This is a genomic window from Citrobacter sp. RHBSTW-00944, from assembly GCF_013615435.1.
GTDB lineage: Bacteria > Pseudomonadota > Gammaproteobacteria > Enterobacterales > Enterobacteriaceae > Citrobacter > Citrobacter braakii.
Genome location: NZ_CP055418.1, coordinates 2,065,843 through 2,079,078, shown reverse-complemented (window position 1 = coordinate 2,079,078; position 13,236 = coordinate 2,065,843). Strand labels below are relative to the sequence as shown.

Here is a 13,236-nt window from a genome sequence, read left to right as displayed (position 1 = left end):
TCGGCAATAGCAAAATATTGCCATTTAAGCGGATTCGCCACGTGAAATGACATTTATTTGCTGGCGAAATGCCTGCGGCGTGACCTGATACGTTTGACGAAAAACTTTGCAAAAATAACTGGTTTGCGAAAATCCTAAATTGCGCGCAATGCTGGCTATGCTCCAGTCACTGTGGCAAAGCAGCTCTTTTGCACTGGCCATTCGCTGCTGGTTTACCCATGCGTTAAAACCGATACCATGATATTTTTTGAACAATTTGCTGAAATAGTAAGGGCTAAGGTAAACATGAGAGGCGACATCCTCCAGACGCAATTCGTCTGATAAATGCGCATCAATATAGCGCAGTGCTTTTTTCATTTTGCTGTCATGAGGATTGGTGCTGCGGTTAGCGCGTACCGGCTCTGACTGCTGCGGGTTATCTTTGATAACCACAAAATTAAGTTGTTTCTTAAGGCAATTTTCTACGATGAGCTTCAGCAGATCCGCTGAGGCGATGACTCGCGAATAGTCCATTTCCGGTACATTACGAAACTCGTTGACCAGTTCGGGATCGGCTTGCCAGCGGTCATCTACATTCAGAATATCAACCAAACCAACATCGTTACTTAAGCGTACCTGGCCACAAAGCACAAACCCTACCAGGTGCCCCGCAATGACCAGCGGAATTGAGAAATCGGTAAGTCCGGCGTGACAGCGATAGATGCAGGGTTGATCGGATTTAGAGGCTTCCAGCCCTCCACAGCGATCGCTCATACGACAACAGGTACTGTGCTGAGGATGCTGGCGCATCAACTGGCAAAAAGGGGTGAAATTAAAAAGCTCAGAAATTTCATCACCGTGAATATTGACAACCACAACGGCCAGACTGGTGGCCTGCGCAAAATCCTGTGCGATTTTATTAATGAGTTCTGAGTTCAGGGCACTCGCAGAAATCATGATAAAACCTCTCAGTTAATTTATTGTTATAAATAAAACATATTATTCACATTCATTTTCACCCTGCCATCCTGAGCATTGATGAAAGTCGTAATTGAACATAACAAAAGTCTCCCATTCTTGGGAGACTTTTTGGGCAGTTCAGGATACCGGATCACGAAAACAGTTTTTACTTTTCAAAAATAAACTTCTTCTGTGAAGCTAGCTCTCATTTTCGTCCAGCTTACACGTATTACACGGTAAATTTTTGCCAATCAAATAACGATAAATTGCTGCACCCGCGCACGCGCCGATGATAGGGGCCACAATCGGTACAATGAAATAAGGGATATCACGCCCGCCGGTCATCGCAACATCTCCCCACCCGGCCATCCAGGCAAACAATTTAGGACCAAAATCACGCGCCGGATTCATCGCAAATCCGGTGAGCGGACCGGTGGATGCGCCGATAACAGCAACCAGAATACCAATCAGCAATGGTGCCAACGGACCTTTAGGTACGCCGTTACCGTCGTCAGTCAGCGCCATGATCATCCCCATAAGAATGGAGGTAATCACCACTTCGACCAATGCTGCCTGCCAGACGCTGAGCGCCGCCGCAGGATAAGTACTAAAAATACTGGCAAGGTGCAGGCTTTCCAGACTGCCGCGCACCATCTGGTGGGCCGACTCATACTCGGTAAACAGACTGCCGTAGAGCAAGTAAGCCAGCAAAGCGCCACCAAAGGCCCCCGCGACCTGCGCCACAGTGTAAGGTAAAACTTTGCGCCCCGGAAAACAGGCAAACAGCCACAGTGCGATGGTGATAGCAGGGTTGAGATGCGCGCCAGAAATCCCGGCCGTCAGGTAGACTGCAAGCGAGATCCCCAGACCCCAAATGATGCAGATCTCCCACAATCCCAGGCTGGCACCTGCGACTTTCAGAGCGCTCAGGCAGCCAATACCAAAAAACAAAAACAGCCCGGTACCCAAAAACTCAGCAATGCATTGCGCTTTTAGTGAATCGTTCATTGTGACACCTTCTAAGCAGAGTTCGTGTCTTTACCAGCGGACTCCTTACTGGCAAGTAGAATACTTCGAGGCTTACTATAAAAGGCCATATCAGCAAATTGTTGGCATTCTGCGGATAGCTTGCCCTTTAAAATCGTGGCGCAATAGCAAATTCTTGCTACACACTTTATTAAAACATTAGAGACAATCGGGGTTTCGCGTATTACACGGACATTTTCAAAACAATAAAATATTGCTATTAGCAGAAATCCGTTTTCAAACCACCATCACAATTTCATTTTTTTCGCATAGCAAATGATATTTATAATGTCACCAGAAAAAGTGTAAATGTGGAACTGACATAACTAAATAATCATATTAATAAAATTTAACACACCCATTAAAAACAACAAGTTAAAATAATTAATAGCAATTTTACATCACCTTTCCTCTATTATTTTTTCACTCTCAATTTCAAGTCAGCCATTCTTTTTCCTCGCTTCTTTTTATAGTCATGAACATCGGGACAACCCAGGCGAGGTCTTTATGCAACAAGAAGCGTTAGGAATGGTAGAAACCAAAGGCTTGACTGCAGCCATAGAGGCCGCAGATGCAATGGTGAAGTCAGCCAATGTAATGCTGGTCGGCTACGAAAAAATTGGTTCGGGGCTGGTAACAGTCATTGTCCGCGGCGATGTTGGCGCAGTCAAAGCAGCAACAGATGCAGGTGCCGCCGCAGCACGTAATGTGGGAGAAGTGAAAGCCGTACACGTCATCCCACGCCCTCACACCGATGTAGAAAAAATCTTACCGAAGGGAATTAGCTAATGAGCAGCAATGAGCTGGTTGATCAGATCATGGCGCAGGTGATTGCTCGCGTGGCAACGCCGGAACAGCAGGCTATCCCTGAAAATAATCCTCCAACACGAGAAACGGCTATGGCAGAGAAAAGCTGCAGTTTAACGGAGTTTGTCGGTACTGCGATTGGCGACACCGTCGGTCTGGTAATCGCCAACGTGGACAGCGCCCTACTGGACGCAATGAAACTTGAAAAACGGTATCGCTCCATTGGCATCCTGGGCGCGCGTACTGGTGCAGGCCCGCACATCATGGCCGCAGATGAAGCGGTAAAAGCCACCAATACTGAAGTCGTCAGTATTGAGTTGCCACGTGATACCAAAGGCGGCGCGGGTCACGGTTCGCTGATTATTCTCGGCGGCAACGATGTTTCCGACGTGAAACGCGGAATTGAGGTTGCGCTGAAAGAACTGGATCGCACCTTTGGCGATGTGTATGCCAACGAAGCCGGTCACATCGAGATGCAATACACCGCACGCGCCAGCTACGCGCTGGAAAAAGCCTTTGGTGCACCGATTGGCCGTGCCTGTGGCGTGATCGTCGGCGCCCCGGCATCCGTTGGTGTCCTGATGGCTGATACTGCGCTGAAATCCGCCAACGTGGAAGTAGTGGCCTACAGCTCCCCAGCCCATGGCACCAGCTTCAGTAACGAAGCCATTCTGGTCATTTCAGGCGATTCCGGCGCTGTGCGTCAGGCCGTTATCTCCGCCCGCGAAATCGGTAAAACCGTACTCGGGACCCTCGGCTCAGAACCGAAAAACGATCGTCCGTCCTACATCTGATATCAGTGAGGCTGATTCATGAGATCGAAAAGATTTGAAGCACTGGCGAAGCGCCCTGTGAATCAGGATGGCTTCGTTAAGGAGTGGATCGAAGAAGGCTTCATTGCGATGGAAAGCCCGAACGACCCTAAACCGTCGATTAAAATCGTCAACGGTACAGTCACAGAACTGGACGGCAAATCCGCCAGTGAATTTGACTTAATTGACCATTTCATTGCCCGCTATGGCATTAACCTGGCGCGCGCTGAAGAAGTCATGGCGATGGACTCAGTAAAACTTGCCAATATGCTTTGCGACCCTAACGTGAAGCGCAAAGACATTGTGCCGCTGACCACCGCAATGACCCCGGCAAAAATTGTCGAAGTGGTGTCCCATATGAACGTCGTTGAGATGATGATGGCCATGCAGAAAATGCGTGCTCGTCGTACACCGTCTCAGCAGGCGCACGTCACTAACGTTAAAGATAATCCGGTGCAGATTGCCGCTGATGCGGCTGAAGGCGCCTGGCGCGGATTTGACGAACAAGAAACGACGGTTGCCGTTGCGCGTTATGCACCCTTTAACGCCATTGCGCTGTTAGTCGGCTCACAGGTTGGGCGCCCTGGCGTATTAACCCAGTGCTCGCTGGAAGAAGCGACCGAACTTAAACTCGGTATGTTAGGCCACACCTGTTACGCGGAAACCATCTCTGTCTATGGTACTGAACCCGTCTTTACCGACGGCGATGACACGCCATGGTCGAAAGGTTTCCTCGCCTCTTCCTACGCCTCACGCGGTCTGAAAATGCGCTTTACCTCCGGTTCTGGCTCAGAAGTTCAGATGGGTTACGCCGAAGGTAAATCGATGCTTTACCTTGAAGCCCGCTGTATTTACATCACCAAAGCCGCTGGCGTACAGGGTTTACAAAATGGCTCAGTAAGCTGCATCGGCGTGCCTTCCGCTGTGCCGTCAGGCATTCGTGCGGTGTTAGCTGAAAACCTGATCTGTTCCTCCCTGGATCTGGAGTGTGCCTCCAGCAACGACCAAACCTTTACCCACTCGGATATGCGTCGTACTGCCCGCCTGCTGATGCAGTTCCTGCCGGGTACTGACTTCATCTCTTCCGGTTATTCCGCTGTACCGAACTACGACAACATGTTTGCGGGCTCGAACGAGGATGCCGAAGATTTTGACGACTACAACGTTCTCCAGCGAGACCTCAAGGTAGATGGGGGTCTGCGTCCGGTTCGTGAAGAAGACGTTATCGCCATTCGTAATAAAGCGGCACGTGCACTGCAGGCCGTCTTTGCCGGGATGGGATTACCGCCAATCACTGATGAAGAAGTGGAAGCGGCGACTTACGCCCACGGTTCGAAAGATATGCCGGAGCGAAACATCGTTGAAGATATCAAGTTTGCGCAAGAGATCATCAATAAAAACCGTAACGGTCTGGAAGTGGTGAAAGCCCTTGCTCAGGGCGGGTTTACCGATGTCGCTCAGGACATGCTCAACATCCAGAAAGCCAAGTTAACCGGGGATTATCTGCATACCTCCGCCATTATCGTTGGCGACGGACAGGTGCTATCCGCAGTAAATGACGTCAATGACTATGCCGGTCCGGCAACAGGTTATCGCCTACAAGGCGAACGCTGGGAAGAGATCAAAAACATCCCTGGCGCACTTGATCCCAACGAACTTGGCTAAGGGGTGAAAAATGGAAATCAATGAAAAGCTGCTGCGCCAGATAATTGAAGACGTACTGTCTGAAATGCAAACCAGCGACAAACCCGTCTCATTCCGCGCATCGACAGCGGCTAGCGCGCCACAGGCTGCAGCGGCGCAGGGCGACAGCTTTCTGACCGAGATTGGCGAAGCCAAACAAGGCCAGCAGCAAGACGAAGTGATTATTGCCGTAGGTCCCGCGTTTGGACTGTCGCAAACCGTCAATATCGTAGGGATCCCGCATAAGAACATCTTGCGCGAAGTGATTGCGGGTATTGAAGAAGAAGGCATTAAAGCGCGCGTTATCCGCTGCTTTAAATCCTCCGATGTGGCATTTGTCGCCGTGGAAGGTAACCGTCTGAGCGGTTCCGGGATCTCTATCGGCATCCAGTCAAAAGGCACCACGGTAATCCACCAGCAGGGGTTACCGCCGCTTTCTAACCTGGAGCTGTTCCCTCAGGCACCACTTCTGACGCTGGAAACCTATCGTCAGATCGGTAAAAACGCCGCGCGTTATGCCAAGCGTGAATCTCCGCAACCGGTCCCTACTCTGAATGACCAGATGGCTCGTCCTAAGTACCAGGCGAAATCGGCCATTCTGCACATTAAAGAGACCAAATACGTCGTGACGGGCAAAAACCCGCAGGAACTGCGCGTGGCGCTTTGATAAAGGATAACTCCATGAATACCGACGCAATTGAATCGATGGTTCGGGATGTGCTGAGCCGGATGAACAGCCTGCAAGGCGAGCCCGCGACGCCGGCCGCGGCGAGTTCATCAGCACATACCGCGAAAGTCACGGATTACCCTCTCGCGAATAAACATCCTGAGTGGGTAAAAACCGCAACCAACAAAACTCTGGATGACTTCACGCTCGAAAATGTTCTGAGCAACAAAGTGACGGCGCAGGACATGCGCATCACCCCTGAAACGCTGCGCCTTCAGGCGGAAATCGCCAAAGATGCCGGACGTGACAGACTGGCGATGAACTTCGAGCGTGCCGCTGAGCTAACCGCTGTACCTGACGATCGCATTCTTGAGATCTACAACGCGCTGCGCCCATACCGCTCAACGAAAGACGAGCTGATGGCTATCGCTGACGATCTCGAAAATCGTTATCAGGCAAAGATCTGTGCAGCTTTCGTTCGTGAAGCGGCAGCGCTGTACGTTGAGCGTAAAAAACTCAAAGGCGACGACTAACTCAGGGACAGGATCATGCGATATATAGCTGGCATTGACATAGGCAACTCATCAACGGAAGTCGCTCTGGCTACCCTCGATGAGTCTGGCGCACTGAGCATCACCGGCAGCGCGCTGGCAGAAACCACCGGAATTAAAGGCACATTACGTAATGTGTTTGGTATTCAGGAGGCACTTTCGCTGGCAGCAAAAAATGCCGGTATCAATGTCAGCGATATTTCGCTAATCCGTATTAACGAAGCCACCCCGGTCATTGGCGACGTCGCGATGGAAACGATAACCGAAACCATCATCACTGAATCCACCATGATCGGCCATAACCCTAAAACGCCGGGCGGCGTCGGATTAGGCGTTGGCGTCACTATTACGCCGGAAGACCTGCTCAGCCGTCCGGCGGATACGCCCTATATTCTGGTGGTGTCATCGGCCTTTGATTTCGCCGATGTCGCCACGATGATTAATGCCTCCGTCCGCGCCGGATACCAGTTAACTGGCGTTATTTTGCAGCAGGACGATGGCGTGTTGGTCAGTAATCGTCTGACCCACCCCCTGCCTATCGTCGATGAAGTCCTTCATATCGACCGCATCCCGTTAGGTATGCTGGCTGCCATTGAGGTCGCAATTCCAGGAAAAGTCATTGAAACGCTTTCTAACCCTTACGGGATTGCGACCGTTTTTGGCCTCAACGCCGACGAGACTAAAAACATTGTCCCGATGGCGCGGGCGCTGATTGGCAACCGTTCTGCCGTGGTCGTGAAAACACCGTCAGGTGATGTGAAAGCACGAGCCATTCCTGCCGGAAATCTGGAGCTACAGTCACAGGGTCGTACCGTACGGGTCGACGTTGCAGCTGGCGCTGAAGCGATTATGAAAGCGGTTGGTGAATGCCCGAAACTGGATAACGTCACCGGAGAGGCTGGCACCAATATTGGCGGCATGCTGGAGCATGTGCGCCAGACAATGGCTGAATTAACTAACAAACCCAGCCACGAAATTTTTATTCAGGACCTGCTGGCAGTCGATACCTCGGTTCCCGTCAGCGTGACCGGCGGGCTAGCCGGTGAGTTCTCGCTGGAACAAGCTGTCGGCATTGCTTCCATGGTGAAATCAGACCGCCTGCAAATGGCGATGATTGCTCAGGAAATCACGCAAAAGCTCAACATTGACGTCCAGGTTGGCGGCGCCGAAGCCGAAGCTGCCATTCTGGGGGCCTTAACCACCCCCGGCACGACGCGGCCACTGGCTATTCTGGACCTCGGTGCAGGATCGACCGATGCCTCCATCATCAACCCGAAAGGCGAAATTATTGCCACGCACCTGGCGGGTGCGGGCGATATGGTCACGATGATTATTGCCCGTGAACTGGGGCTGGAAGACCGTTATCTCGCTGAAGAGATCAAAAAGTACCCGCTGGCGAAAGTCGAGAGCTTGTTCCATCTTCGCCACGAAGATGGCAGCGTCCAGTTCTTCCCTACACCTCTCCCACCAACGGTTTTTGCCCGCGTATGCGTAGTAAAACCCGATGAACTGGTGCCACTGCCAGGCGAACTGGCGCTGGAGAAAGTCCGGGCCATTCGCCGCAGCGCTAAGGAACGCGTTTTCGTCACCAACGCACTCAGAGCGCTACGTCAGGTGAGTCCGACCGGGAACATTCGGGATATTCCCTTTGTGGTGCTGGTTGGCGGCTCATCCCTGGACTTTGAAGTTCCGCAACTGGTCACCGATGCGCTGGCACACTATCGCCTGGTTGCCGGGCGCGGCAACATTCGTGGCACCGAAGGTCCGCGCAACGCGGTCGCGACAGGGCTGATTCTCTCCTGGTACAAGGCATTCGCTCATGGAAAGTAATCTCACCACGCCAGCCATCGTTATCTTCGCCACTGCTGGATGCACTGACGTCTGGAGTGATGTGCTGCTGGGTATTGAAGAAGAAGGGATCCCCTTTGTGATTCAGGAGAGCCCGTCAACTGACGTTATCCACAACGCATGGCTGGCAGCTTGCCAATCGCCGCTGCTGGTTGGCATTGGCTGCAGTCGCGAAAAACTGGTCGTGCACTATAAAAACTTACCCACATCAGCGCCACTATTTACGCTGACGTATCAACAAGATAACCATGCTCGACGCAGCATTGGTAATAACGCTGCGCGGCTGGTTAAAGGCATTCCGTTTCGGGAATGCCACTCATAACCCACAGGAGAAAAGCAGTATGAATAACGCACTGGGACTGGTTGAAACAAAAGGGCTCGTCGGCGCTATTGAAGCCGCTGATGCCATGGTGAAATCCGCAAACGTGCAGTTGGTTGGTTACGAAAAAATCGGCTCAGGCCTTATCACCGTTATGGTTCGCGGCGATGTCGGCGCAGTGAAAGCTGCCGTAGATGCAGGAAGCGCCGCAGCAAGCGCCGTTGGCGAGGTGAAATCCTGCCACGTTATCCCACGTCCGCACAGCGACGTTGAAGCCATTTTACCTAAATCCGCATAAGTCGTTGCAACCAAGGAGCACAGCGTGAAGCAATCACTGGGATTACTTGAAGTTAGTGGTCTGGCATTAGCCATCAGTTGCGCGGACGTCATGGCGAAAGCCGCCTCCATCACGCTGGTGGGCCTCGAAAAAACCAACGGTTCAGGCTGGATGGTGATCAAGATAATCGGGGATGTGGCCTCCGTCCAGGCGGCCATTTCCACCGGTGTCAGTTTCGCTGACCAGCGAGATGGACTGGTGGCTCATAAAGTCATATCCAGACCAGGGGATGGCATTCTGTCACATAGCGTCACCCCGGAGTCTGAGCCAGCGCCCGCCCCGACACCGGTCGTACCACATGAAGAGATGCCTGAGGACCATGCAGCGCCCGAAGTGCCGCAAGATGCAGAGTTGATTAGCTGCAATCTGTGTCTTGACCCTGCCTGCCCCCGTCAAAAGGGCGAGCCGCGCTCTCTTTGTCTGCACTCAGGCAAACGAGGTGAAGCGTGATGAATAAACAGCAACTGGAGACAACGGTCACCAAAGTTCTGGATGAAATGCGTGAGCGCCCTATTCCGCTAGGGATCTCTAATCGTCATATTCATCTATGCGCTGAAGATTACGACCGCTTGTTTCCCAATCACCCTATTAGTGAGAAAAAAGAGCTGCTGCAGCCCGGACAATATGCAGCAGACCAGACCGTCACACTGGTGGGACCAAAAGGTCAGTTAAAAAATGTGCGCTTACTCGGCCCACTGCGTAGCACCAGTCAGGTCGAAATTTCTCGTACCGACGCTCGTACGTTGGGAATTGCTGCTCCACTACGGATGTCAGGCAGTATCGAGGGCACGCCAGGCGTTCGCCTTATCAGTCCATTTGCTGAACTGGACTTAGCATCCGGGGTAATCGTCGCCCAACGCCATATCCATATGTCGCCGCTCGATGCCCTAATCCTGCGCGTTTCCCATGGCGATAAAGTCTCTGTTGCCATTAATGGCGATGAACGTCGACTGATTTTCGATAACGTCGCCGTACGCGTTTCGCCGGATATGCGCCTTGAGATGCATATCGATACCGACGAAGCCAATGCTGCGGGCGCAGATAATCCGCAGGCATTTGCCACACTGGTGAGCCCACGATGAACAACGAACTGCTGCAACGCATTATCGAGGAGGTTGTTTCCCGATTAAAAAAACGCGCGGAAAGCACGCTCTCGCTTAGCGTCGCGCAGTTACGGGAAATCGAACCACGGACATTGTGCTGCCAGTACTCGTCGCTCCACCTCCTGCAGGCGGACCTGCCATTGCTGGAGCAAATTGCCGAGGGCTGCGCGGACAACATATCGGTGGTAACGATCCACGAAGCGCTGGCATGCGGAGTCCGCGTGAAAATTTCACTACAACACCGATTGTTACCCGCAATCCCCGTTAGAAAACTCGCGCGTCTGCCTCTGGAGTTCAGTGACGAGCTGGGGCGAATCATCGTTTTGCATCCTGACAAACTTCTCAGCTATGCCGACGTCGCCCAACTGAAGGGGGGCGTTCTGGTGCTACGTCGTCGATGTGTCGTGACGGCTCTGGCTCAGGACGCCGTCGGTACGCGAAATGTCCAATTAATTAAGCAGGAGTGAGCTATGCATCTGGCACGGGTTACAGGCGTTGTGGTTTCCACGCAAAAATCTCCATCACTGGTGGGGAAGAAACTGTTGCTGGTACGTCGGGTGAGTGCGGACGAAGAACTTCCCGCGTCCCCTGTGAGTGGAGATGAAGTCGCGGTTGATTCTGTCGGCGCTGGAACTGGAGAACTGGTATTACTCAGCAGTGGCTCCAGCGCCAGACACGTTTTTTCCGGCCCTAATGAGGCCATCGATCTGGCTATCGTCGGCATTGTCGACACGCTTTCTCGTTAGGAGGAACTATGGCGATTTATACCCGCACTGGCGATGCCGGCACAACGGCCCTCTTTACCGGGCAACGCGTGAGCAAAACGCACCCGCGCGTCGAGGCTTACGGTACGCTGGACGAACTTAATGCGGCGCTTAGCCTGTGTGTTTGCGCAGCGAAAAACCCGCAGCACCGCCAGTTACTCGAAAACATTCAACTGCAGCTTTTTTGGTTCAGCGCCGAGCTGGCAAGCGAAAGCGAACAGCCAGCGCCAGAGCAGCGCTACATCAGCTCAGAAGAAATTGCCGCGCTGGAGGCCGCTATCGATACAGCGATGGGAAGAGTCCCCTCCCTACGCAGCTTTATTTTACCTGGCCGCAGCGAAGCCGCCAGCCGTCTGCACTTTGCCCGCACGCTGGCCCGCCGCGCAGAGAGGCGACTGGTCGAACTCTCCACCGAGATTTCCGTCAGACACGTGCTGATGCGTTATATCAATCGCCTGTCCGACTGCTTATATGCGCTTGCACGAGCAGAAGATCATGACGCCCATCAAAACAACATTATTCAGAAAGTGGCGGAGCGTTATCTCGCAGCCATCCGTACATCAGCTACCAGGGAGCCGGCTATGTCTCTGTCTTTTCAGGAACTCCACCAACTCACTCGCGCTGCGGTAACGAGAGCAGAAGAACTTCAGGTTCCGGTCGTCATCAGCATTGTTGATGCGAATGGGACCCAAACGGTGACCTGGCGCATGCCTGACGCATTACTCGTCAGTAGCGAACTGGCACCGAAAAAAGCCTGGACCGCCGTGGCAATGAAAACCGCCACGCATGAGCTGACATCGGCAGTGCAGCCAGGCGCCGCGCTTTACGGTCTGGAAAGCCATATGCAGGGAAAAGTCGTCACCTTCGGTGGCGGGTACGCATTATGGCGTGAGGGGTTACTCCTTGGGGGTCTTGGCATCAGCGGGGGAAGCGTTGAGCAGGATATGGACATTGCAGAAACGGCCATTGCGGCAATTAACGTGAGAACACATCAATGAACACTTCAGAACTTGAAACCCTTATTCGTAACATTTTGAGTGAGCAACTTGCACCGGCAAAAGCAGAAGTTAAGGGTAATGGAATTTTTCCGTCCGTTAGCGAAGCGATCGATGCCGCTCATCAGGCTTTTCTGCGTTATCAGCAATGTCCATTGAAAACCCGCAGCGCCATCATTAACGCCCTGCGAGAAGAACTGACGCCTCACCTTGCTTCATTGGCTGCTGAAAGCGCTGCCGAAACGGGAATGGGCAACAAAGAGGATAAGTTCCTTAAAAATAAAGCTGCGTTGGACAATACCCCGGGTATCGAAGATCTCACCACCACGGCGCTTACCGGCGACGGCGGCATGGTGTTATTCGAGTATTCACCCTTTGGCGTGATTGGTTCCGTCGCCCCCAGTACCAACCCGACGGAAACCATTATTAACAACAGCATCAGTATGCTGGCTGCGGGAAATAGCGTTTATTTTAGCCCACATCCAGGTGCAAAAGCGGTCTCACTGAAGCTGATTACCATGATTGAAGATATTGCTTTTCGCTGCTGCGGGATTCGGAATCTTGTCGTCACGGTCACAGAACCCACTTTTGAGGCTACCCAGCAGATGATGGCGCACCCTAAAATCGCAGTTCTGGCGATTACCGGTGGTCCAGGCATTGTTGCTATGGGCATGAAAAGCGGGAAAAAAGTCATTGGCGCAGGCGCAGGCAATCCTCCCTGCATTGTTGATGAAACAGCCGACCTGGTTAAGGCGGCGGAAGATATCATCAATGGCGCATCCTTTGATTACAACCTCCCCTGCATTGCTGAGAAGAGTCTGATTGTTGTTGATGCCGTTGCCGAACGACTGGTTCAACAAATGCAGTCTTTTGGCGCGATGCGACTCAATAGCGAAGAGATAGACAAACTGCGCGCAGTTTGTCTGCCAGAAGGAATAGCCAATAAACAACTGGTAGGGAAAAGCCCGGCAACCTTACTGGAAGCCGCGGGAATACCGGTTCCGGCAAAAGCACCTCGATTACTGATAGGTATCGTCAAGGCTGACGACCCATGGGTTACCAGCGAGCAACTGATGCCAATGCTCCCCATCGTAACGGTGAGCGATTTTGACAGCGCGTTAACGTTGGCCCTGAAGGTTGAAGAGGGATTGCATCACACCGCCATTATGCATTCGCAAAATGTGTCACGTCTGAACCTTGCCGCGCGCACGCTTCAGACCTCCATTTTTGTGAAAAATGGCCCCTCTTATGCTGGGATTGGCGTTGGTGGTGAAGGCTTTACCACCTTCACCATCGCAACGCCGACCGGCGAAGGAACGACATCTGCGCGCACTTTCGCACGCTCTCGTCGTTGCGTGCTGACAAACGGTTTTTCTATTCGCTAA

The 13,236-nt window shown here is 52.5% G+C and carries 16 protein-coding genes; 14 read left to right on the top strand and 2 right to left on the bottom strand.

Translation table 11 applies throughout. The features are described 5' to 3' along the window. Positions 1-24: 24 nt before the first annotated feature. Both pocR and pduF read right to left on the bottom strand, forming a co-directional pair. Positions 25-936: a regulatory protein PocR gene (gene pocR / locus HV334_RS09850; protein ID WP_181221598.1), complete on the bottom strand. Its 912-nt coding sequence runs from the start codon at positions 934-936 to the stop codon at positions 25-27. Positions 937-1,137: 201 nt separating this feature from the next. After that, entirely contained in the window at positions 1,138-1,947 is an 810-nt protein-coding gene (gene pduF, locus HV334_RS09845; protein ID WP_016153527.1) for a propanediol diffusion facilitator PduF, read from the bottom strand. 525 nt (positions 1,948-2,472) lie between these two features. On the opposite strand from pduF, the gene pduA reads away from it, so the two are divergent. Genes pduA through pduP form a run of 14 tightly spaced genes read left to right on the top strand, consistent with a single transcriptional unit; the run spans position 2,473 to position 13,236 of the window. Further along, entirely contained in the window at positions 2,473-2,754 is a 282-nt protein-coding gene (pduA, locus tag HV334_RS09840) for a propanediol utilization microcompartment protein PduA (RefSeq protein ID WP_003030255.1), read from the top strand. Beyond that, positions 2,754-3,566 carry a propanediol utilization microcompartment protein PduB gene (gene pduB, locus HV334_RS09835; protein WP_016153528.1) on the top strand — a complete coding sequence of 271 codons (813 nt, stop codon included), beginning with the start codon at positions 2,754-2,756 and terminating at the stop codon, positions 3,564-3,566. Before pduA ends, pduB begins: the two co-directional genes overlap by 1 nt. Positions 3,567-3,584: 18 nt before the next feature. After that, positions 3,585-5,249 (top strand): propanediol dehydratase large subunit PduC, encoded by a 1,665-nt coding sequence (gene pduC / locus HV334_RS09830; RefSeq protein WP_003030249.1) that lies wholly within the window; start codon positions 3,585-3,587, stop codon positions 5,247-5,249. A gap of 10 nt (positions 5,250-5,259) precedes the next feature. After that, positions 5,260-5,934, top strand: a complete 675-nt coding sequence (gene pduD, locus HV334_RS09825; RefSeq protein ID WP_003844241.1) for a propanediol dehydratase medium subunit PduD — start codon at positions 5,260-5,262, stop codon at positions 5,932-5,934. Between the two features lie 14 nt (positions 5,935-5,948). Next, complete coding sequence (gene pduE, locus HV334_RS09820) at positions 5,949-6,467, top strand: propanediol dehydratase small subunit PduE (RefSeq protein WP_016156871.1); 519 nt, start codon at positions 5,949-5,951, stop codon at positions 6,465-6,467. Between the two features lie 15 nt (positions 6,468-6,482). Further along, complete coding sequence (locus HV334_RS09815) at positions 6,483-8,315, top strand: diol dehydratase reactivase subunit alpha (protein WP_019077098.1); 1,833 nt, start codon at positions 6,483-6,485, stop codon at positions 8,313-8,315. Beyond that, the gene (locus HV334_RS09810) at positions 8,305-8,655 is read left to right on the top strand and encodes a glycerol dehydratase reactivase beta/small subunit family protein (RefSeq protein ID WP_016156873.1); all 351 of its coding nucleotides are present in this window, start codon (positions 8,305-8,307) and stop codon (positions 8,653-8,655) included. Before HV334_RS09815 ends, HV334_RS09810 begins: the two co-directional genes overlap by 11 nt. Positions 8,656-8,674: 19 nt before the next feature. Beyond that, positions 8,675-8,950 carry a propanediol utilization microcompartment protein PduJ gene (gene pduJ / locus HV334_RS09805; RefSeq protein WP_001057752.1) on the top strand — a complete coding sequence of 92 codons (276 nt, stop codon included), beginning with the start codon at positions 8,675-8,677 and terminating at the stop codon, positions 8,948-8,950. 24 nt (positions 8,951-8,974) lie between these two features. Further along, entirely contained in the window at positions 8,975-9,439 is a 465-nt protein-coding gene (locus HV334_RS09800) for a BMC domain-containing protein (RefSeq protein WP_181221597.1), read from the top strand. Next, complete coding sequence (locus tag HV334_RS09795; protein WP_181221595.1) at positions 9,439-10,071, top strand: phosphate propanoyltransferase; 633 nt, start codon at positions 9,439-9,441, stop codon at positions 10,069-10,071. The genes HV334_RS09800 and HV334_RS09795 overlap by 1 nt, the downstream gene beginning before the upstream one ends. After that, a complete protein-coding gene (gene pduM / locus HV334_RS09790) occupies positions 10,068-10,559 on the top strand; it encodes a microcompartment protein PduM (RefSeq protein WP_016156875.1) in 492 nt (163 codons plus the stop codon). The genes HV334_RS09795 and pduM overlap by 4 nt, the downstream gene beginning before the upstream one ends. 3 nt (positions 10,560-10,562) lie before the next feature. Further along, positions 10,563-10,838 (top strand): EutN/CcmL family microcompartment protein, encoded by a 276-nt coding sequence (locus HV334_RS09785; protein ID WP_181221593.1) that lies wholly within the window; start codon positions 10,563-10,565, stop codon positions 10,836-10,838. A gap of 8 nt (positions 10,839-10,846) precedes the next feature. Beyond that, complete coding sequence (gene pduO, locus HV334_RS09780; RefSeq protein WP_141875387.1) at positions 10,847-11,854, top strand: two-domain cob(I)yrinic acid a,c-diamide adenosyltransferase PduO; 1,008 nt, start codon at positions 10,847-10,849, stop codon at positions 11,852-11,854. Continuing rightward, on the top strand, positions 11,851-13,236 hold the full coding sequence (gene pduP, locus HV334_RS09775; protein ID WP_047415486.1) for a CoA-acylating propionaldehyde dehydrogenase PduP: 1,386 nt from the start codon (positions 11,851-11,853) through the stop codon (positions 13,234-13,236). The genes pduO and pduP overlap by 4 nt, the downstream gene beginning before the upstream one ends.

Bases quoted from the DNA above. Each gene is read 5' to 3' on its own strand.
- pocR (WP_181221598.1), bottom strand. From the start codon at position 936: ATGATTTCTGCGAGTGCCCTGAACTCAGAACTCATTAATAAAATCGCA.
- pduF (WP_016153527.1), bottom strand. From the start codon at position 1,947: ATGAACGATTCACTAAAAGCGCAATGCATTGCTGAGTTTTTGGGTACC.
- pduA (WP_003030255.1), top strand. From the start codon at position 2,473: ATGCAACAAGAAGCGTTAGGAATGGTAGAAACCAAAGGCTTGACTGCA.
- pduB (WP_016153528.1), top strand. From the start codon at position 2,754: ATGAGCAGCAATGAGCTGGTTGATCAGATCATGGCGCAGGTGATTGCT.
- pduC (WP_003030249.1), top strand. From the start codon at position 3,585: ATGAGATCGAAAAGATTTGAAGCACTGGCGAAGCGCCCTGTGAATCAG.
- pduD (WP_003844241.1), top strand. From the start codon at position 5,260: ATGGAAATCAATGAAAAGCTGCTGCGCCAGATAATTGAAGACGTACTG.
- pduE (WP_016156871.1), top strand. From the start codon at position 5,949: ATGAATACCGACGCAATTGAATCGATGGTTCGGGATGTGCTGAGCCGG.
- HV334_RS09815 (WP_019077098.1), top strand. From the start codon at position 6,483: ATGCGATATATAGCTGGCATTGACATAGGCAACTCATCAACGGAAGTC.
- HV334_RS09810 (WP_016156873.1), top strand. From the start codon at position 8,305: ATGGAAAGTAATCTCACCACGCCAGCCATCGTTATCTTCGCCACTGCT.
- pduJ (WP_001057752.1), top strand. From the start codon at position 8,675: ATGAATAACGCACTGGGACTGGTTGAAACAAAAGGGCTCGTCGGCGCT.
- HV334_RS09795 (WP_181221595.1), top strand. From the start codon at position 9,439: ATGAATAAACAGCAACTGGAGACAACGGTCACCAAAGTTCTGGATGAA.
- pduM (WP_016156875.1), top strand. From the start codon at position 10,068: ATGAACAACGAACTGCTGCAACGCATTATCGAGGAGGTTGTTTCCCGA.
- HV334_RS09785 (WP_181221593.1), top strand. From the start codon at position 10,563: ATGCATCTGGCACGGGTTACAGGCGTTGTGGTTTCCACGCAAAAATCT.
- pduO (WP_141875387.1), top strand. From the start codon at position 10,847: ATGGCGATTTATACCCGCACTGGCGATGCCGGCACAACGGCCCTCTTT.
- pduP (WP_047415486.1), top strand. From the start codon at position 11,851: ATGAACACTTCAGAACTTGAAACCCTTATTCGTAACATTTTGAGTGAG.